Source organism: Piscibacillus sp. B03, assembly GCF_052246295.1.
Lineage (GTDB): Bacteria > Bacillota > Bacilli > Bacillales > Alkalibacillaceae > Piscibacillus.
In genome coordinates this window covers 102,751-121,695 of sequence record NZ_JBQQCO010000006.1, presented here as the reverse complement: position 1 = coordinate 121,695, position 18,945 = coordinate 102,751, and the positions used below count along the sequence as shown (strand labels likewise).

Here is an 18,945-nt window from a genome sequence, read left to right as displayed (position 1 = left end):
GGGGGAGAGACGATGAATGAATACATAGAAAGAGAACTATCACGGCTACGGAATAATAAATCATTACTTCTAGCAGAATTAGGACAATACGTCTATTATCAGTATCGCATCGGCCAAATCTATAGTGATGAAATTAATGAGATTGGTCAAAAAATTATCGAATTAGATCACGATATTTTTAAATTACAAAATCAGGAGTCGAATGAAACAGGACATTTATGTAGTTGCGGTAATCCTCTAAATGAGAGTGATCATTATTGTGCTAAGTGTGGAAAAGAAGTTAAAGAGGAGCGTCAAGTTGATCCTGTAACTTGTAATCAATGCGGGATAGAGGTCGTCACTCAGGCAGCATTTTGCTATGCATGCGGGACAAAGTTAGCTCATCAACAGGAGGGAGTCCGGTGATTTATTGTACAAAGTGTGGGAGCCCAAACCCAGATGAGGCTAATTACTGTCAGAAAGATGGCTATTCATTACATAATCCAACAAACTTATTAAAGTTAACTACTAAATTAACAAACTATATGCAGTGTCACCATTGTGGCACTGAACAATTGAATGAAGCACAATATTGTTATGTGTGTGGAGAAAGTTTTGAGAAATTGTCTAGTAACCATGAATATGATAAGCCATTACCTATCCAAAGTAAAAAAATAAAAGTTCGTTCCTTTAAGAGGCCATTAATTCTAGCGGTTCCTTTTGTCATTTTATGTATTCTTTTTTTATATGTTTTCTCATCTGCAACGATCAATCTATTAGAAAAAAGTCAGTATACTAATCAAAACATTTATGATGTAGAGGAAAATCAACAACACTTTCAAAGTTATCGTTATTTAATAGACAATTTAAACCATATAAAGGCTGAAGCGACTGGAATGTGGAATCAACAAGGTGGCCCTTCAAGGATGCATTCTGCACTTTCACCAATAGATCTTATGATGATTGGACATTTAGGAAAAGTGAACGTATCAATTTCAGAAGAATTTGAGGCTAGAGAAGAGCAAAGCCTGCTCCATGAATTTACAATGCGTCCGGGTTTAGCTTTTTATTTCTTAATGGCCAGTTTTTCATTATTTTTAGTGAGTATGCTATATGCATTTAGAGCAAAGGTATCGGATGAGAAGGATTGGATTGTTCATACTATATCATTTAGTACCGTTTATAGTTTAAGTATATGGTTAATCAGTCTTTTTTCTCGACAATCAAATATAATGGATCATGGTTCAGTTAGTCAAATAACCAGTTATGCATATGGTTCAATGGGGCTTTTAATTAAGAGTTTTATTATGAGCTTTATTATTATGTTGATTGTATTGTCTTTTAAAAAAGGATTTACAAATCAATCATCTTTCGCTAAATCTATCAAAAAAGCATCTTTAGCGTTGATGACGATATTATTAACTATAATCATATTAAGTACGCTTATAGTTACAGGTATTCAGGACATGTCACCATATCAATTAATTCTAGGTGCAGCACTAGTCACAGGTGTGGTGCTAATTGTACAATTAGCAATTTATTTAGTGAACTTATCCTTGTTTAATACATTTGAATTTAAAAGTATGATGTTTAATGACGAACAATTTAAGTACTCACTACTTCAAAGATCTGAACCACATTTGTACACAGATTTATTAGTTCAAGGCTTTGAAAACTTACAAAGTTATGCATGGGTCATATTAGGTATCATGATTTTGGTCTTATATATGTTCTCAAGATCTTTTAGAAAGTTATCCTCAAGAGAAAAGTGGGTAAGCATTTTACAATATAGTCTTATAATTTCAGTGACATTGGCTGGTTTAACTTATGCAGCTTCACTAAGTTTTGATGTCTTATATCAAGAAACAGACGAACAATATTTCATTGGTTTTTCTAGTATATTTGTATTTTTATCTTCGTTGATTATTAGTCTAATAATAAGTACAATTGGAGCGATTAAAGTAAGAGAATAGAGAGGAATTGTGTATGGATGTAACTATTTATCCGTTAAACAATGAAAGCTTAACCGTTAGTTTTGGTGATGAAATTGACCCTGAAATCCATGTTAGGGTAAAGGTTTTATATCAGAAACTTCAGAGAGAGACTTTTCCGTGGATGATTGACATTGTTCCAACATATACGAATGTCACAGTGTACTTTGATTCCGGGAAAATACATTTTTCTCAAGTTAAATCGTTATTAATAGATAGGTTAAAACGCTTAGAATTAACGAAAGGTTCCCGTAAAAAACTTATAAAAATCCCTGTTTATTATAATGGTGAGGACTTAGAGCGAGTGGCAGAACTTAATGACATTACGGTTGATGAAGTAATAACAATACACTCTTCCACACCATACTTAGTATACATGATTGGTTTTTTACCTGGATTTCCTTATCTTGGTGGATTGGATGAAAAGTTGGCTACACCTCGTTTAGATTCCCCTCGAAAGAAAGTGGATGCGGGAAGTGTTGGAATAGCTGGACAACAAACAGGGATGTACCCGATTGATTCACCTGGAGGATGGAATATTATTGGTCACTCACCGGTAAGGTTATTTGATATGAATCGTTCTACGCCTTTCTTAGTTAATATAGGAGATTACCTGCAATTTGAACCAATTAATTTAGAAAAATATGAGCATTATAACAATGAGCAGAACTACGAACCGACATGGGAGTGGTTGTCAGATGAAGATTGATTTAAATGCAGACCTTGGTGAGAGTTTTGGAATCTATCGGTTGGGACAAGATGATGAGCTGTTGAAGGTTGTTAGTTCGGCCAATATTGCTTGTGGTTTCCATGCGGGGGACTACACAACCATTCGTAAAGTCATCAAGCTTGCAAAACAACACAATGTAGCAGTCGGGGCTCATCCTGGTTATCAAGATCTACAAGGTTTTGGTAGGCGGAAAATAGACTTAACTCCAAGTGAGATTTATGATTTAGTGATTTATCAACTGGGTGCGTTTCACGGTTTTGCAAAAGTTGAAGGAGTTGACGTTCAACATGTAAAGCCGCACGGTGCTTTATATAATTTGGCGAGTGTTGATGAACGAGTAGCGGAAGCAATAGCTAGTGCTGTCTATGATTTTAACTCTAATATAAAACTATATGGTTTATGTAATAGTTTATTAGTCGAAGCGGGAGAGGCTATTGGTTTAACGACAATTCGTGAAGCCTTTGCTGATCGGACATATACGAGTGAAGGATTACTAATGTCTAGAAGTGAGTCTAATGCAGTTAAACAGCTTGAACATGAGATTGTAGAGCAAGTTATAAATATTGTGACTGAAGGAAGAGTATGGTCTAACGAGGGGAAATGGATTCCTCTCGAAGCGGATACAATTTGCTTGCACGGTGACTCTTATAAGGCAGTTGAACATGCACGCTTGATTAGAAAAGCTTTATTAGAACAAGGTATATTAATCAAATCTTTTCAATAAGGTATGAGAGAAATGTTAGAAGTGATTAAAAGCGGATTATTTACAACGATTCAAGATAAAGGGCGTTTTGGTTATCGAGCCTATGGGGTTCCGACCTCTGGTGCAATGGATGCCTATGCCTTTGAAAAAGCTAATTATTTACTAGGAAATAGTTTAACTGAAGCAACGATTGAAATGTTTTATGGAGGAGTAGAGATTAAGGCACAAGATGATCTATGGATTGCTTTAACAGGTGCAGATGTAAAGCCAGAGATAGACGGGACACCAGTAGCCATGTGGGAGCCTATTAAACTATTAAAAGGTCAAAAGCTTCAATGTTCCGCCCCAAAAGCTGGTGTTGTGACTTATTTAGGTATAGTAGGCGGAATTGATTCACCTATTTATTTGGGGTCAAGATCTGTCTATGAAAAAGCCCATTTCGGAAGACGGTTGAAAAAAGGAGACCATATAAAGGTTAAAGACACCCTGAATATGGGTGAATCTAAAAGTTTGGATTATAGAGAAATACCAACTTATACGTCTTCGGTTGAAGTGAGAGTTATACCAGGTCCACATGAAGCTTTGTTTAAGGATAAGAGTATTTCTGAGTTTTATAATGAACCTTTCATAGTCAAACAAGGAGATCGAATGGGTACGCAACTAGAAGGATGTAGCCAAATCAAGATGAAAGAAGATAAGGATATCATCTCGGAAGCCGTCACATTTGGAACAATTCAAATCCCTAATAATGGACATCCAACAGTACTTTTGGCTGATGCGCAGACTACAGGAGGTTATCCGATTATTGGTAGCATTCACACAGACGATTTATGGAGGTTTGTTCAACTACCACCCAGAGGTCAAGTGAAATTTAATAGATTCCTAAAATAAACTATAAAAATAACCTCGTTAATTCGAGGTTATTTTTTGTAAGTAAATATAATATTATTTAGAAGAAAACAAATTAGTTTGAGTTATCTTGAAATTCTGATAACTTAAGGTTAAAATCATTTATGAAATATAAAAAAGGGGAGGTAATGGATTTGAGTGGGATTTATTTAGCTCTAATTGGTTTCATTGTGTTTTTCATAGGATACCGTTTCTACTCGAAGTACATCGCAGAAAAAGTGTACAAACTTGATCCAAATTACAAAACTCCAGCTCATGAATTTAAAGATGGAGTTGATTTTGTCCCTACAAATAAATTTGTGTTATGGGGACACCATTTCACATCAGTAGCCGGTGCAGCTCCTATTGTTGGACCAGCAATCGCGGTTTATTGGGGATGGTTACCAGCATTTTTATGGGTAATTCTTGGTACCGTTTTCGCAGCCGGTGTGCATGATTCAGGTACTTTATTTTTATCTGTTAGAAATAAAGGACAATCAGTTGGTACTTTGGCAAATAAATTAATTGGTCAACGTGCTAAAATCTTATTCTTATTTATTATTTTATTATTAGTATTGATGGTAAATGCGGTATTTGCATGGGTTATAGCCAATCTATTTATTAATAACCCTTCAAGTGTTCTACCGGTATTTATTCAGATTCCATTAGCGATTTGGATTGGATACCATGTTTACAAACGTAGTGGGAGTATGTTGTTACCGTCTCTTGCGGCTTTAGCTGTTATGTATGGTACAGCGATTTTAACTAGTTATGTTCCAGCTTTACAAATTGATGTCAGAGAATATCTGGGAGGAGAAGGTGCAACAGCTTTAGGGCTTGATACAACAAGTTTAGCATTCTTAATCTGGATTGTAATTCTAATGGTTTATGTTTACATAGCTTCGACTTTACCAGTTTGGAAGCTATTACAACCTCGAGATTTTATTAACTCTCATCAATTAATTTTAGGTTTATTAATCCTATATCTAGGATTATTTATTACGTCACCAGAAGTAACAGCACCCATGACTAACGCTGCTGCGACTGATACTCCATGGTTCCCAATCTTGTTTATTACAGTAGCCTGTGGTGCGATTTCAGGTTTCCACGGATTAGTTTCAAGTGGTACGACTTCAAAACAGCTAAATAATGAAAAAGATGTTCGTTTTGTCGGTTACTTAGGATCAATTGGAGAAGGCTTACTTGCGTTAATTGCGATTATTGCAGTTGTCACGTTCTTTGATTCAGAAAGTGCCTTCTTAGGTTTCTATAGTGATTACAATGCTGCTGGCGGTGGTTTAAATGTCTTCGTTGATGGTGCTGCTGTTTTAGCTTCAGGTGTAGGTATTCCAGCATCTGTTGCAGCCACAATTGTAGCTGTAATTATTGTAAGCTTTGCGGCAACTACTTTAGACTCTTCAGTTCGACTAATGAGATACATTATCGCTGAATTAGGTATGGAGTATAAAGTTAAATCGATTACCACTAAACATGCAGCAACTACTTTAGCAGTTGTATCTTCAACAATCTTAGTACTATTACCTGGAGATAGCCGCGGGTTAGGTTCAGGTGGTTACTTACTGTGGCCTCTATTCGGTACATCGAACCAGTTACTAGCAGGTATTAGTTTACTATTACTAGCCATTTACTTAGGACGTAATGGACGTAACATTTTACCAGCTTTAATCCCAATGGCGTTCTTAATGGTTATGACCTTATACGCGATGTATTTACAAGTCTTTACACAATGGGCACCTTGGGCTGGAAGTACCGATTGGCTATTATTTATTTTAGGTGCAATCGTATTTGTTTTCGCGATTTGGATTGTTTTAACGTCCATATCAGTTTTAAGAGATGAGAAGAAGAATAACGACCTTAAAGATGTAGGTTAAATTGTCAGAGCCGTACTTTAATTAGTGCGGCTTTTTCATAACTTTGGGGGTGACTGAATTGATTGATGTTTTAATCATACGACAAGCTAAAACTATTGGTTCTGGATGATGCGGAGGAGTTAGTGATGACGGGATCATCACCTTATCTAATGAATTTGAGCATTTAGAAGGAGATAGAAATAAGTTTGGTGAATGTTATAGAGATTGGAAAGATTATTATGGATTAGAAATCGAAATCAATTTTGTTGACCCTAAAAATACAGGAAGCATCTTTACCTATTTGTTAAAGCAATACAGGAATGGTTATATCTCATTAATAGTTGTGTTAAAGCATTTCTTTACTAAAATTAAGCTAAATACAATCTTTGTGAATGGTTATTATTTAGAAGATACTGAGGATTTTGATAAAATAGTAAAACAAGTACGAACAGAATTGGGTGTTTAACTTGATGGATATGAAGAAACTGTCTTTTAAAAGGTTTATAGAACTGTATGAAGAAATGTTAAGTGTTCCACATCGTACAGAGATTGCTAGGGAGTTAAGAGATGAGGATGATTTGTTTTTACTTTTAGTTTATTCAGATCTCTTAGGAATCCCTAACCCTGCATTTTATTATACGTTGGAACTATATCCGCATATTATAGAGAAATTCCATGATTGGCACTTAAGAATGGGGATGGAAAAGTCACCACTAGATGGAATTCGTTGCTGCTAAAAAGGACGTGTTATCATGAATGAATTAGTAAACCAAAAAGTTATTTTTGTCGGAGGTAAGGGTGGAGTTGGAAAATCTACTTCTTCAGCGGCACTAGCTCTAGCTTGTGCTAAAGAAGGGTTGAAGACATTAGTTGTCTCAACAGACCCTGCTCATAATTTAGGAGATATTTTTCACAAACCTTTAACACATGAAAAAACACAATTAGATGATCATTTGTGGGGGATTGAGATTAATTCAACTAAAGAAACGGAACGATATATGGATCAAGTGAAAAGTAATTTACAGGGTCTAGTTAAAACGAAATTGGTTGATGAAGTCAATCGTCAAATTGACTTGGCTGCAGCATCGCCTGGAGCAGAAGAAGCCGCATTATTTGATCGATTAATTTCAATTATTTTAGAAGAACAAGATAGTTTTGATAAAATTATTTTTGATACAGCTCCAACAGGTCATACGATTAGATTATTATCATTACCTGAGTTAATGAGTGTATGGATAGACGGTATGTTACAGAAACGGCAAAAAATCAATGAAAACTACACTCAATTACTAAATGATGGGGAACCAGTAGATGATCCAATTTATGAAATTTTACAAAAGAGAAAGGAAAAGTTCTCTGCTGTACGAGATGTGATCCTTGATGAAGGTAAGACGGGCTTTATTTTTGTGTTAATTCCTGAACGTTTGCCAATTCTTGAAACAAAACAGGCTATTAAACAATTACATCAGTACCATTTACATGTTAGAACATTAATTGTTAATAAAGTATTACCTGAAACTGCTGATGGGGCCTTCTTAGAGAAACGAAGACAAATTGAAAAACAATATTTAATACAAATGGATAAAGAGTTTAAAAACCAAGAAATAGTCAAGATTCCATTGTATGAAGAAGATATATCAGACTTAGATAAGTTAGACATATTCTCAAAACATTTGCAGAGTAAAGTAAAGGAGGAAGTTAAATGAAAGCAGTTGTACATCAAAAGATTGAAGGATTAGAAGGACTATCATACTCGGATATAGAAGATCCAAAATTATCTGAAGGACAAGTTAAAGTCAAATTAAAGTCTGCAGGCATGAATAGACGAGACATTGCGGTGACTTATAGACATGGAACTAGCGAAAATCCTTTAGTACTAGGTTCAGATGGTGCCGGAGTCATTGAAGAAGTAGGCTCAAGTGTAGAAAATTGGAAAGTGGGAGATGAAGTTGTTATAAATCCTGGATTAGGTTGGAAACACTTGAGTGAGGCACCACCAGAAGGGTTTGAAATTCTAGGCTTGCCTGATGATGGTACATTTGCTGAATATATTGTGATGGATCAAGATCATATTGAAGCAAAGCCTCAGAATCTCTCCTGGGATGAAGCAGGAGTATTACCATTAGCAGCCTTAACAGCTTATCGCGTGCTATTTACAAGAGGTAAGGTGAAAAAAGGTGATACAGTCATGCTTCCTGGTATTGGAAGTGGTGTTCTAACCTATGCACTAAAATTTGCAAAAGCAATTGGGGCTCGTGTGATTGTAACGTCTAGAAGTCAGGAAAAGCTGGACAAAGCCAAATCTCTAGGTGCAGATGTAGCGATTGACACAAACTCTGATTGGAATGAAGAATTGAAAGGTGAGAAAGTTGATTTATTAGTTGAAAGTGTAGGGCGAGCGACGTTTAATAAGTCACTTAAAATTATCCGTAAGGGTGGTACGATTGTTACTTTCGGTGCAACAACTGAAGATACTGTCGAAGTAGATATAAGGCATTTCTTTTATGGTCAATTTAATCTACTTGGCTCTACAATGGGTAGTGCTGAGGAATTCAAATCAATGCTAGCGTTTGTAGAACAACATGACATAAAGCCAGAAGTAGATCGTGTATTTAAACTTGAGCAATTTGAAGAAGCATTTAACTATCTGAAAGACACGAAAAACTTCGGGAAAATAGGGTTTCAAATCAGTTAATAAGGTCTAGCCTAAATGGGCTAGGTCTTTTTTGATATGTTAAGAAAATCACAAAAAATGATAGAATATTCAGTTTACAAAATTAATAATTAATGATATTAAAAGTAAAACACACTTTTTTCCTTGTTTAATGATATTAAATCTCTCAGTGAAAATAATGGTATAAGTATATGGATTTAATTATATTGTGTAGTATTAGGTGCATTGGTTAATGTTGAGCTTATAATTTGAGGGAGGGGGGACGTGATGGACTTATTCAATTTTATAATGGATGAAGCTTTGATTCTTGTGCCTGTATTAATGGTTTTAGGAAAAATCATCAAACAATCACAGGTGATACCTAGTCGATTTATTCCGTTATCATTATTGGTTATTAGCATAATCTTAACAAGTATTATGTTGGGTTTTTCATTTGAAGCATTTATACAATCCATTTTAATTGCTGGCGCCGCAGTTTTTGGTCATCAATTATTTAAACAAAGTCGAAATGGCCATTAAATAGTTGGGAGCTCCAAGGTTAATTATGGAGCTCCTTTGTTATCCTTACTCAGCTATACCTGTTTCAGAAATAGTAACATTTGGGGTGATGGTAACCTCGATATTTGGATATTGATCATGCCATTTTTCGCTATCCCAATTTCGTGTTTGACTTCGGACTTGAGACCCAATTCCTAGCGGGTCAATTTCTAGTTCTTGAAACTGACGAACCATGTCCTCAGTGTCTTTTTTAAATCTATCCTCAACTTTCTTTCTGATCTCTTCAACTACAGGTGGCAACAATTCGACACCTGAATATTCTCTTACAGTTAAATTAATGTCAACTTCATAATTCAAATTAGGTAAATCATTAATTTTAGATATATTTATAGTTCGTTTTGAATCAATCTTATAAAGAACTGCGGTTTCTCCATTATCTAAAGTTATTTGAACTTGGTCGCCTCGTGTTTTTCGATGGTTCAATGTTTTAAATGCAAATAAGTAACTTCTTCCTAATTTTTCAATCATCTTATCATCTTTTAACAGTGCTAGTCCGGATATTGAAATTCTATTATCCTTTATTGTGATTAAGGGTAGGTATGGGTCTCTACCTTTATCGTAAAAGTGATTAAAAAATAAATGTAGGTTTGTTTTAGGTAATGGACCAGCCTCCATATTTTGAGTTAGCATATCAGAAATAAACATACCATTGTCTTGACTACTATACTGACCTTGGAGAATTGTTTTGGCGGGCATTTCAGATATAGCAAAAAATACCCTTGAACCAACAGAAGGGTCTCGCAAAAATCCATCTGATAAATTGATAATTCCATTCTTAGCTAAATCTTGACTGGCAAGAATTACTTCGATTTTACCACTTACAAATGGCTTCGAGTCACTCATATTTAATTGAAGGTGAGCATCACGTGATATGTCAGCCAAAGTGGTATATGCTTCGCTAGAAGTTGACTTATCTGGATTGAATCTAGGTACAACCGCTGTTATTTCATAATTATCCCCATCAGCTGTATCAAATCCAATAGCTGTTACGATTCTGATGTTGTCTAATATATTTTTATTAATGCAACCAGATAAGAACAACATAATGGTTAGCAATATTATAAACTTTAGCTTCATCCCTTTTTTCTCCTTCCAAGCTTGAAGAACACTATTATTAATAAAAGGGGTAAATATCCTACCAATAAGTAAAAGCTGAAGTAAGAGTAATAAGTTGTTAAAATCTCTACTTGCTTTTGCGTTTTCAATAAATAGCTAGCTCCAAGCGTTATGAGGAGGATAGCTATTAAAGCATAACGCTGACTCATTCTAATGAGTTGTCTTACAGCCCGGCTTGCTGCCCAAAATGCTAAACAAACGTTAGGTAGTATAATTAACCCCCACGATGAAATACCTACATATTCGAAACGTTCAACAAAAGGCATCTCAACATTTTTCCACATCGTAAGTGTTGGCCAATATAGCTTAATTAAATGATCAGTCGTGAAATAAGCTATTGATACGATGATAAGAAGTAAGTATAACAGAAGTGTTAGTATATTCCCGCCATGGCTCCAAACTTTTGACTTTTTTGCATCTTTGATATAAGGATAGAAAATTAAAAGAGTTGCGAACCCGATATAACTAAACGTCATCTCTCTAGTAGCCAATATCATTTCCTTGAGCGAGTGATCCCATATAGGTAACAAGTTTCTAAAGTCACTATACTCAAACATATAAAATATCGTAAAGATTAAATATGCAGGTACGACCATACCTAAAAAACAAATACCTGCAACCACCCTAAATCCTCCCGATACTATGTAGTAAATTAAGATACAATATACAATACTTATGGTAAGAACACTTATGTCAGGGAACATCCAAACTTGTACCACTTGAACAAAAGATCTTAATACAATGATGCCTATTCCAATAAAATAAAAGATCCAAATGAGGCTAAGAAAACCGCCTATCCATTTACCAAAAACATCGTAATGAATCGTAATTAAATCGCCATCTCCATATTGCAAGATCTTATAAATTACCCAAATTAATATGTTAATGATTAGACCTGCAAGAATAACGGGAATCCATGAGTCATTTTTGACAATTTTGACTATATAAGATTGAAAACCTAATACACCCACACCAATCTGGATAGAGCTAATTAGAAAAAAGGCTAAAAACGGTGAAACCTTATAATTGTCATCCACTTGTCGTTGTAAATGTCTCATGGTCATCCCTACTCATCTAATTCTGTTTTCTTTCTCTTAGCCTTCATTTTGTTAAATCTCATGGTGTCCTGTGTTTGTGATACCACAGGTCGTTTCGATTGTAATGACCAAGGTAATCTCACAAATGCATCTGTAAAGTCCTTAATTCTCGGAGGATAAATAGGCTCCAAAAAAGGTCGTCCAAGCGATGTTAATCGAAGTAAATGTCCTAAAACGAAACAGAAACAAATCGAAATACCTAATAACCCCCACAAGTGTGCCAGAAATAAGAATGGAAAACGTAATAAACGAATTGTATTACCAATTTGGTAAACTGGGGTTGTAAATGACGCTAAAGCAGCTAACGCAACGAATATTAATAAAACATTACTTGTTAAACCTGCTTCAACTGAAGCTGTTCCAATTACGATTCCACCCACGATACCGATTGTCTGGCCGACTTTTGTTGGTAGACGTGCTCCAGCCTCTCTTAATAGTTCAATTGCAAGTTCTAAAAAAATAGCTTCCAATATAGGTGGTAGAGGAATTTCACGTCTAGATGTCACTAAGATCCCTAGTAAATCTTTTGGGATTAGTTCATAGTGATAAGTTAATACCGCAACATAAATCGGTGTTACTAAAATTGAGAACATAACAGCAAATAAGCGAATTAAACGAAAGAATGAAGCCGTTAACCAATTTAAAAAATAGTCTTCAAAAGCGGAAAAGAATTCCACTAATGTTGTTGGCCCAATTATGCCATGAGGTGCTCCATCGACCATAAAAACTACTTTACCTTCCGCTAAAACAGCAGCAATGCGGTCCGGTCTTTCTGTATCAATCAATTGCGGAAAAGGGGAATGTTGATTGTCAGAGATTAATTGAACAATAAATGAACTATCAATAATCGAGTCAATCTCAATATCTTCAATTCTTTGTTTCACGGTTTTTAAGTTTTCCTCATTCGTTATTCCTTCAATGCTTAGAATAGCGACTTTTGTCTTAGTAAGTTTCCCTACCGTTAATTCTTCTACTCTTAGCTCCGGAATAGGTAAGCGTCTTCTGATTAGGTTTAAATTGACTTCAAGTGATTCAACGAAAGCTTCTTTTGGACCAACGACACTGAATTCAACTTCTGGAATATTAACATCACGGTTATTGGTCAATACAGCTCTTAGCAATACCACAGTACTTTCATTACCGATTTGGACCATGCATGAACCTGACAAAACCTGATGTTGTATTGTAGCGACATCTTTTGTGATCTCAATATTTTCAATGGGAACAGACTGTCTAATATCATCTACCGATTGAATCATTTCATCTTGTAAATAAGGAAGTATATCTCGCTGTACCATTTCTTTATCTACTAATGAACGAAAGTAATAAAACTTTATCGGCTTCAAACCACGTTTAACGGTAACTTCTTTAAAGTCATCTGATTGAGTGAATTGTTTTAATAGATCATCAATGGTATCATCGATTTCTTTAGAGTTTCGATTAGTCTTTAAACCGTTTTTTTGTTTAAAAAAGAGGTTTTTAAATTTCATATTTTTCACCTAGTCTAAGTCATCGTGCTTCATAATTTTTCCACGAAACATAATTCTATGCATTGAGGTTAGGCATTTGTAAGAATGGACAACCTAGGTCTTTTAGTCTGTTAGGTATGTTGTGTATGGTGAACGATGTAGGGTCCAATTGTTCTGAAACTTCATGCCAGTATAATGGTGTTGCAACGGTTGCTTGTTCAGTTGCCCGTGGTGAATAAGGGGCAACGATGGTTTTACCAGGTGCGTGCTGAATATAATCTATATACATACGTTTTCCTCTATTCTTTTTCAATCGTTCAATGGTATAGTCGTTAGGGTATTTTTGAACAAGAACTTTAGCAACAGCCTCCATAAATTCCCTTGTCTCATCAAAAGACATACTTTCAGGCTTTAAAGGGATATGAATTTGAAGACCTGTCTTACCAGATGTCTTTACAAATGGTTGGAAATCTTTATGCTCACACATGTCTTTAATTAATTGAGCAGCGGTGATGGCTAATGGAAACTCCTTTAAAGTCGGAGGATCTAAATCAAATACCATTTCATCAGGATACTCAGAATGAATCGTGTGAAATGGGACATGAAATTCTAAAGCTGCGTGGTTACTGAACCAAAGTAATGTTTTTAAATCTTGACAAAGGATATCTTCTTCATCATCATCCCCAGGCACTGTTTGAATATAATCTGGGGCATAATCAGGCAAATGTTTTTGATAAAAAGAGTGCTCATGAATGCCATCAGGGTACCGAATCATGGTTAACCGTTTATTGTACAAACGAGGTAATAAAATAGGTGCAACTTGGCGCATATACAACACATAATCTCGCTTAGTGACGGTGGGAAACAAGTGTTTGTCTGGTTTTGATATTTCGATTTCTTTTGGAAGCTGTGCTAACCCCTCATCAATAGTTGCTTTGGTGATATTATCTGGCTCAAGATCAAAACGAAACTGGTGGAAGAACGGTTCTCTTAGATCGCTTTTTTTAACATCTAAACATTTAATGTCAATACATGCACTAGGAGTTACCTTCCATGAAGAAGAGTTCACTTGCTCACCATTTTCTTGAATAAAAGTTGTTAATGTTTTACGATCTTTTGGAGTGAATCCGTTTTTGACCTTTCCCAACTCATCAAATTCGTTGTCATTTTTATAAGAAACTTCAAAGTAGTCATTATTAGCGTTCCAACCAGTAATTGACCCTTGAATATATCTGTAATTCTTAATTTTTAACCAATCATCAGTACGCTTTCCAGCTAAATATGTAGAAGATAAGTTTTTGGCAACAATACCTTCTCCTTGATGGACGAAAATGAGGTCCGATAATTTATCATAGGAATCGTATTGCTTAACTAAATTAAAAGGCCGGTTAAAATGAAATGTTAACGTATTTAAAAGTCTAAAAATATGCTCTAGAGCCTTTCTTCTCTCTTTTAATTTTTTATTTGTAAGGTCTTGATCATTGTTTTTTATGAGATCAAAAGCCATAAAACTTGCTGGTCGTCTTGCTCTAGCTTGTTGGATTTTATCTTTTGCTTTTAAACGACCTCTTTTTTGCAATAGCTCAAATGCAGCTTGATATTCTGTACGAAGAATCACAATTTCACCATCGATTATTAGAGGAAGAGAATCTTCAACTAAAAATTGATGTTCTTTACACCATTCAATAATTTCTGGAAAATTTTTTGTTAATTCTATTTGATTTCGACTATAAAGTTTAACCTCATCTTTTGACCAAAATAACCCACAACGAAACCCATCATACTTAGGTTCATAAACCCAGCTTTTCTTTAATGGTGGTTCGTCAACTAATGTTGGTAACATCGGTTTCCACATCATCTCAACCTCCAATTCAACATCATTATTTTTCTACAATTGTTGAATTATTATTAGGCAACAACAGACACTAACAGAAAAAGAGGTGATTCGATGCATACAATGTGGAAAGGAACTATTAGTTTTGGACTTGTGAATATTCCAGTTAAGCTACACTCAGCTACTGAAAATAAAGATATAAAGTTAAGAAATTTACACAAAGAGTGTCAATCTCCAGTGAAGTATGAAAAAGTCTGTCCTGTATGTGAAACTGAAGTGACGAATGATGATATTGTAAAGGGGTTTGAATATACGAAGAATAAATTCGTCATCTTAGAAGAAGAAGATTTAAAATCAATTAAAGATGTCGCAGAAGATAAATCAGTAGAAATCATGGACTTTGTGAAATTAGAAGAAATTGATCCGATCTATTTCGACCGCAGTTATTTTCTGTCACCGAATGATGGTGGGGGAAAGGCCTATGCTTTACTCAGACAGGCTCTGAAGGACACAGGAAAAATTGGCTTAGCTAAAATTACTATAAGGTCTAAGGAACATTTAGCAGTCGTTAGAATTTACGAAAACACATTGGTAATGGAAACCATTCATTATCCTGACGAAGTAAGGGATTTTCAAGAAGTGCCTAATGTACCTGAAGAGACTGAGGTTGGAGAAAAAGAACTTAAAACAGCTAAAATGTTAATCGATCAACTAACAGCTGAGTTTGAACCAGAAAAGTATACTGACGAATATCGAACAGCTCTAATGGAACTGATTGAGAAGAAGAAAGCAGGAGAAGAAATCACGACAGCAAAAGAACCAAAAGCACCTGAGAACATAGATGACTTAATGGCAGCGTTAGAAAAATCGTTAAATGAATCACAAAAGAAAAAAGGTACAACGAAAAAATCTAAGACCACCAATTCTAAGAAGAAAAAATCTACGACTAAGAAAAAGGAAAAGACTTCAACGTAGTGAATATGTAAAAAGGGATCTGACTCAATGTCAGATCCTTTATAAAATAGTTTAACCATTCTCACCATTTGCAGGAAATAATTCTGGGCACTGTGGCGGAACTGTTGGTAATGGGCAAGGTCCAGTTGGAAGAATGACTTCTTCACGAGGCTGACAGAAATCTGCAACTAATTCTAAAGTCACATCATAAACTGACTGAATGCTTTGACACAAACGAACAGAGATTGTTGCGTCAAAGGTTAATGCATCAGGATCACAATCTATAGACACAATTGTACATTCTTCTTCAGTGAACTCAATATCAATTTCTGTACCTTCTGGAGCACATAATACAACTTGCTCAGTACGGGTGAAAGCTCTCGTAAATACCTCAACACCATCTAATACTGGGAATTCAAGTTCCACTGTAAACCCTTTACTAATTGTAACAACCTGTAGAGTAATGTCTACTCCATCAATAGTAAACTCTTGATCTTCACGATCTACAATTTCAACTCCAGTCGGAATGACATTACATGTTACATCAATATCATTAACGACATCACATAATACACCTTCTGGCAATGTAATACTAGCTAGGTTAATGTCAAAGTTTGCGTCGTTGATAATCCAGTCATATACTTTTTCTGTATTGATACATAATAATTCTTGCCCACCATTTAGATTACTTGGTTTCATATTAATAACACCTCTCTATATTTTTTGTAAGAAATAATCTATAAAACTTCTTACACTGATAGAGTATGTTTTAAAACTATTAGGATGTAGTGTGAAAGCATATTTATGAGTGTTTTAATTAATATGTTTCTTTGTCCACTATCATTGAATTAAAGAAAAAGCGCTAAATCGTTAAATACGATTATAGCGCTATTCGTCTATTGAGAACTGCTATTTGCCACAGCCACAACCTTTTTTCTTCTTTGTTGACGGTTTTCTTTTATTAGCGTCACTAGCTTTAAACTTTTTAGATCGTCTCATCTCAATCACTCCCTCTTTAGACAACTATTAATTTACATTCTAAATAGTCTCGATTATTAATGGAATAGCATTTGACAACTGGATGACCTTGTTTAAGTGATACAATAATCATCTTAATAGAATCATCAGGATGGTTTAATAAATCAAGAGATGATGGAACAGCACGTTGCAATGGGTGAGAATGGTAAATGGCAATCAACTCTTGATTGGTAAAGTTGATTTGTTGTAACAATCTATTTAACTGTTCGTAAGAGACTTTATATTGGTAATGATTATTTGATTCATTAACTAATGGTAGGAAAGTGTGTATGTGATTACTATTTCCCACAAGTAGACCACAACCTTCAAATGGTTTTGCATTGTAAGCGTGTAAAATAACCTCATCTATCACATCTTTTTTAATAAATAAAGTGTTCATAGCTAGTTATTCCCTTTTCCGAAAGAAAGGTGAGTTCATCATCTGATCTATAAAAGAAGGTTTATCGTTTTTGTGCTTTGCTTTTTTATTAGTATTATAGTTCTCTTTAATACTAGAAGTGGGTTGGTTTGTTTGGATAACTTTTTTAGCTCGGGTTGTTTTAGGAATAGGTGTTCTGACGGGTTTTGCCCTTAATTTAATTTTATTTGCTGTTTTTTTTTTTTTTAGTAGGTTGACTCCGTTTTACTGACTTTGCAAATTGTTGTAATTGATTATAACTTGGTGTTCGTTGTCTAGAAGGTTGGTGTGTGTTCGTTTTAGGTTGAGAATTGCTCGATTCGTTACTTTTATTCTCGTTCTGTTGTATTAGTAATTGTTTTATATCACTTAAATCTTGTTGCATAGCTAGGAAAATAGTTTTAAGGTCTTTTAGTTCTTGTTGAAGGTTTTCTACAAGATCTGTGTTTTCAACATTTAAGTTTTGTTCTTCACTCAATTTATTTACAGCTCCTTCTATAAAAATTTCTTTTTGTCCAAATTTCATTTGGTCAGTTTGAGTACATGTATTTTGTTCTTTTAATAAACTTAAAATTTCGTAAGATTCATTTAACTTTGCTTTCAACCGTTCCAATTCTTTTTCATAACTCATAGACTCACCTCTTAACATTATTATATTATTTAAGAACTGATAGATTGGTGATGGCATAATAGATAAATGTATAGATGTCATAGATTAATAGCCCCTTTTCATAAAACATGACCTACTGCATAAATATTAAGTAATTCTTTAAACAATTTATGACGGAAGGAGTCATATCATGAGTCATCCAACGATAGAGCGACTTAGTAACCATTTGAAATCAATTGAACACCAAAAGGATCAACTAAAAAGTTTACTTAAAGCTAATAGCAATCCTTCAATAATTAGTTACTTCGCTTACTCCATTAATTACTCCCATCAAGGTTCAAATAACTTAATCATTGGTCATTTCATCATTCATAATCTCGGAACAAAAGAGCTAAAAAATCCATATCTTTGTTTGCAACTACCTGAGAGTGGTGTGTTTCAACTAACAGGTAAAATTGTAAGTACTAAACAAAAGCAAAAAGTTCAAGTTGGGGCATGGGAGCGTTTTACAGAAGAGGGGCCATCAACAACTTACTGGTTAAGACCAGTCAATCAGAATAAACTTGCACCTGGTGATAAGGTGACTTTTTCGAACTTCCAAATTAAATGGCAATCGGCTGAACCATATAAAGGGGCTATACTAGCTTATGTATATACAGATGATATGCCAGATGGCCTGCCAGCTCTAAACTCGATTAGTGTTAGTGGAAATTAATATTGGGAGGGATAAGTATGGGTCATGAACGAGACTTGATAATAAAAAAACTCCTTCACCAAACTTTAAATGAACAAGTTGAGAAATTAAAGGATTCCGATGAGGCAGATCACAGTTTTATCTATCTTGAAGGTGAAAGCATTCACTTATTGTTAATGTATATATTATTGGGGCTAGATCAGCAAGGAAAAATTAATCATAATGGTATAGAAGAATATAAAACCGAGCTCGAATCATTATGTGATCAAGCAGAAGAAGTTAGTAAAGAATTAGACCAACTAATTAAACAGTTTTCCTGATTAGTAATAAGAACTCCTCCTT

21 protein-coding genes are annotated in these 18,945 nt (G+C 34.8%); 14 read left to right on the top strand and 7 right to left on the bottom strand.

From position 1 onward, the window contains the following. Nucleotides 1–12 precede the first annotated feature (12 nt). The 11 genes from ACTWQB_RS06165 to ACTWQB_RS06115 all read left to right on the top strand — a co-directional run bounded on the left by ACTWQB_RS06165 (nt 13) and on the right by ACTWQB_RS06115 (nt 9,355). Complete coding sequence (locus tag ACTWQB_RS06165) at nt 13–405, top strand: double zinc ribbon domain-containing protein (RefSeq protein WP_443138311.1); 393 nt, start codon at nt 13–15, stop codon at nt 403–405. Continuing rightward, a complete protein-coding gene (locus ACTWQB_RS06160; protein ID WP_443138310.1) occupies nt 402–1,952 on the top strand; it encodes a zinc ribbon domain-containing protein in 1,551 nt (516 codons plus the stop codon). The genes ACTWQB_RS06165 and ACTWQB_RS06160 overlap by 4 nt, the downstream gene beginning before the upstream one ends. A 13-nt stretch (nt 1,953–1,965) precedes the next feature. Then, the gene (gene pxpB / locus ACTWQB_RS06155) at nt 1,966–2,679 is read left to right on the top strand and encodes a 5-oxoprolinase subunit PxpB (RefSeq protein ID WP_443138309.1); all 714 of its coding nucleotides are present in this window, start codon (nt 1,966–1,968) and stop codon (nt 2,677–2,679) included. Continuing rightward, on the top strand, nt 2,669–3,424 hold the full coding sequence (locus ACTWQB_RS06150; RefSeq protein WP_443138308.1) for a LamB/YcsF family protein: 756 nt from the start codon (nt 2,669–2,671) through the stop codon (nt 3,422–3,424). Before pxpB ends, ACTWQB_RS06150 begins: the two co-directional genes overlap by 11 nt. Before the next feature lie 3 nt (nt 3,425–3,427). Continuing rightward, a complete protein-coding gene (locus tag ACTWQB_RS06145) occupies nt 3,428–4,294 on the top strand; it encodes a biotin-dependent carboxyltransferase family protein (RefSeq protein ID WP_443138307.1) in 867 nt (288 codons plus the stop codon). 152 nt (nt 4,295–4,446) lie between these two features. Beyond that, a complete protein-coding gene (locus tag ACTWQB_RS06140) occupies nt 4,447–6,183 on the top strand; it encodes a carbon starvation CstA family protein (protein WP_443138306.1) in 1,737 nt (578 codons plus the stop codon). 280 nt (nt 6,184–6,463) lie between these two features. Further along, nucleotides 6,464–6,628, top strand: coding sequence for a hypothetical protein (locus ACTWQB_RS06135; protein ID WP_443138305.1), 165 nt, complete (start codon nt 6,464–6,466; stop codon nt 6,626–6,628). A 4-nt stretch (nt 6,629–6,632) separates the two neighbouring features. Then, nucleotides 6,633–6,899 (top strand): cory-CC-star protein, encoded by a 267-nt coding sequence (locus tag ACTWQB_RS06130; RefSeq protein ID WP_443138304.1) that lies wholly within the window; start codon nt 6,633–6,635, stop codon nt 6,897–6,899. A gap of 15 nt (nt 6,900–6,914) precedes the next feature. Continuing rightward, complete coding sequence (locus ACTWQB_RS06125; protein ID WP_443138303.1) at nt 6,915–7,868, top strand: ArsA family ATPase; 954 nt, start codon at nt 6,915–6,917, stop codon at nt 7,866–7,868. Further along, nucleotides 7,865–8,857, top strand: coding sequence for a zinc-binding dehydrogenase (locus tag ACTWQB_RS06120; RefSeq protein ID WP_443138302.1), 993 nt, complete (start codon nt 7,865–7,867; stop codon nt 8,855–8,857). The genes ACTWQB_RS06125 and ACTWQB_RS06120 overlap by 4 nt, the downstream gene beginning before the upstream one ends. Nucleotides 8,858–9,103: 246 nt before the next feature. After that, nucleotides 9,104–9,355, top strand: a complete 252-nt coding sequence (locus ACTWQB_RS06115) for a phage holin family protein (RefSeq protein ID WP_443138301.1) — start codon at nt 9,104–9,106, stop codon at nt 9,353–9,355. Nucleotides 9,356–9,400: 45 nt separating this feature from the next. On the opposite strand, the gene ACTWQB_RS06110 is transcribed toward ACTWQB_RS06115, so the two are convergent. The 4 genes from ACTWQB_RS06110 to ligD are packed head-to-tail and all read right to left on the bottom strand — an operon-like array spanning nt 9,401 to nt 14,934. Further along, entirely contained in the window at nt 9,401–10,450 is a 1,050-nt protein-coding gene (locus ACTWQB_RS06110) for a Ger(x)C family spore germination protein (protein WP_443138300.1), read from the bottom strand. A 17-nt stretch (nt 10,451–10,467) separates the two neighbouring features. Then, entirely contained in the window at nt 10,468–11,568 is a 1,101-nt protein-coding gene (locus ACTWQB_RS06105; protein WP_443138299.1) for a GerAB/ArcD/ProY family transporter, read from the bottom strand. Nucleotides 11,569–11,576: 8 nt separating this feature from the next. Further along, complete coding sequence (locus ACTWQB_RS06100) at nt 11,577–13,097, bottom strand: spore germination protein (RefSeq protein WP_443138298.1); 1,521 nt, start codon at nt 13,095–13,097, stop codon at nt 11,577–11,579. A gap of 55 nt (nt 13,098–13,152) precedes the next feature. Continuing rightward, nucleotides 13,153–14,934, bottom strand: a complete 1,782-nt coding sequence (gene ligD / locus ACTWQB_RS06095; protein WP_443138297.1) for a DNA ligase D — start codon at nt 14,932–14,934, stop codon at nt 13,153–13,155. Nucleotides 14,935–15,024: 90 nt separating this feature from the next. On the opposite strand from ligD, the gene ku reads away from it, so the two are divergent. Continuing rightward, the gene (gene ku, locus ACTWQB_RS06090; protein ID WP_443138296.1) at nt 15,025–15,885 is read left to right on the top strand and encodes a non-homologous end joining protein Ku; all 861 of its coding nucleotides are present in this window, start codon (nt 15,025–15,027) and stop codon (nt 15,883–15,885) included. A gap of 51 nt (nt 15,886–15,936) precedes the next feature. Here the strand turns inward: ku and ACTWQB_RS06085 are convergent, their stop codons facing one another. From ACTWQB_RS06085 to ACTWQB_RS06075, 3 genes are all read right to left on the bottom strand, one after another. Further along, nucleotides 15,937–16,563, bottom strand: coding sequence for a hypothetical protein (locus ACTWQB_RS06085; RefSeq protein ID WP_443138295.1), 627 nt, complete (start codon nt 16,561–16,563; stop codon nt 15,937–15,939). A gap of 316 nt (nt 16,564–16,879) precedes the next feature. Then, complete coding sequence (locus ACTWQB_RS06080) at nt 16,880–17,281, bottom strand: Mov34/MPN/PAD-1 family protein (RefSeq protein WP_443138294.1); 402 nt, start codon at nt 17,279–17,281, stop codon at nt 16,880–16,882. A gap of 202 nt (nt 17,282–17,483) precedes the next feature. Further along, nucleotides 17,484–18,011, bottom strand: a complete 528-nt coding sequence (locus ACTWQB_RS06075; protein WP_443138293.1) for a hypothetical protein — start codon at nt 18,009–18,011, stop codon at nt 17,484–17,486. Between the two features lie 88 nt (nt 18,012–18,099). On the opposite strand from ACTWQB_RS06075, the gene ACTWQB_RS06070 reads away from it, so the two are divergent. Both ACTWQB_RS06070 and ACTWQB_RS06065 read left to right on the top strand, forming a co-directional pair. After that, entirely contained in the window at nt 18,100–18,624 is a 525-nt protein-coding gene (locus tag ACTWQB_RS06070; protein ID WP_443138292.1) for a hypothetical protein, read from the top strand. Between the two features lie 17 nt (nt 18,625–18,641). Continuing rightward, a complete protein-coding gene (locus tag ACTWQB_RS06065) occupies nt 18,642–18,923 on the top strand; it encodes a hypothetical protein (RefSeq protein WP_443138291.1) in 282 nt (93 codons plus the stop codon). The last annotated feature ends 22 nt before the right edge of the window (nt 18,924–18,945 follow it).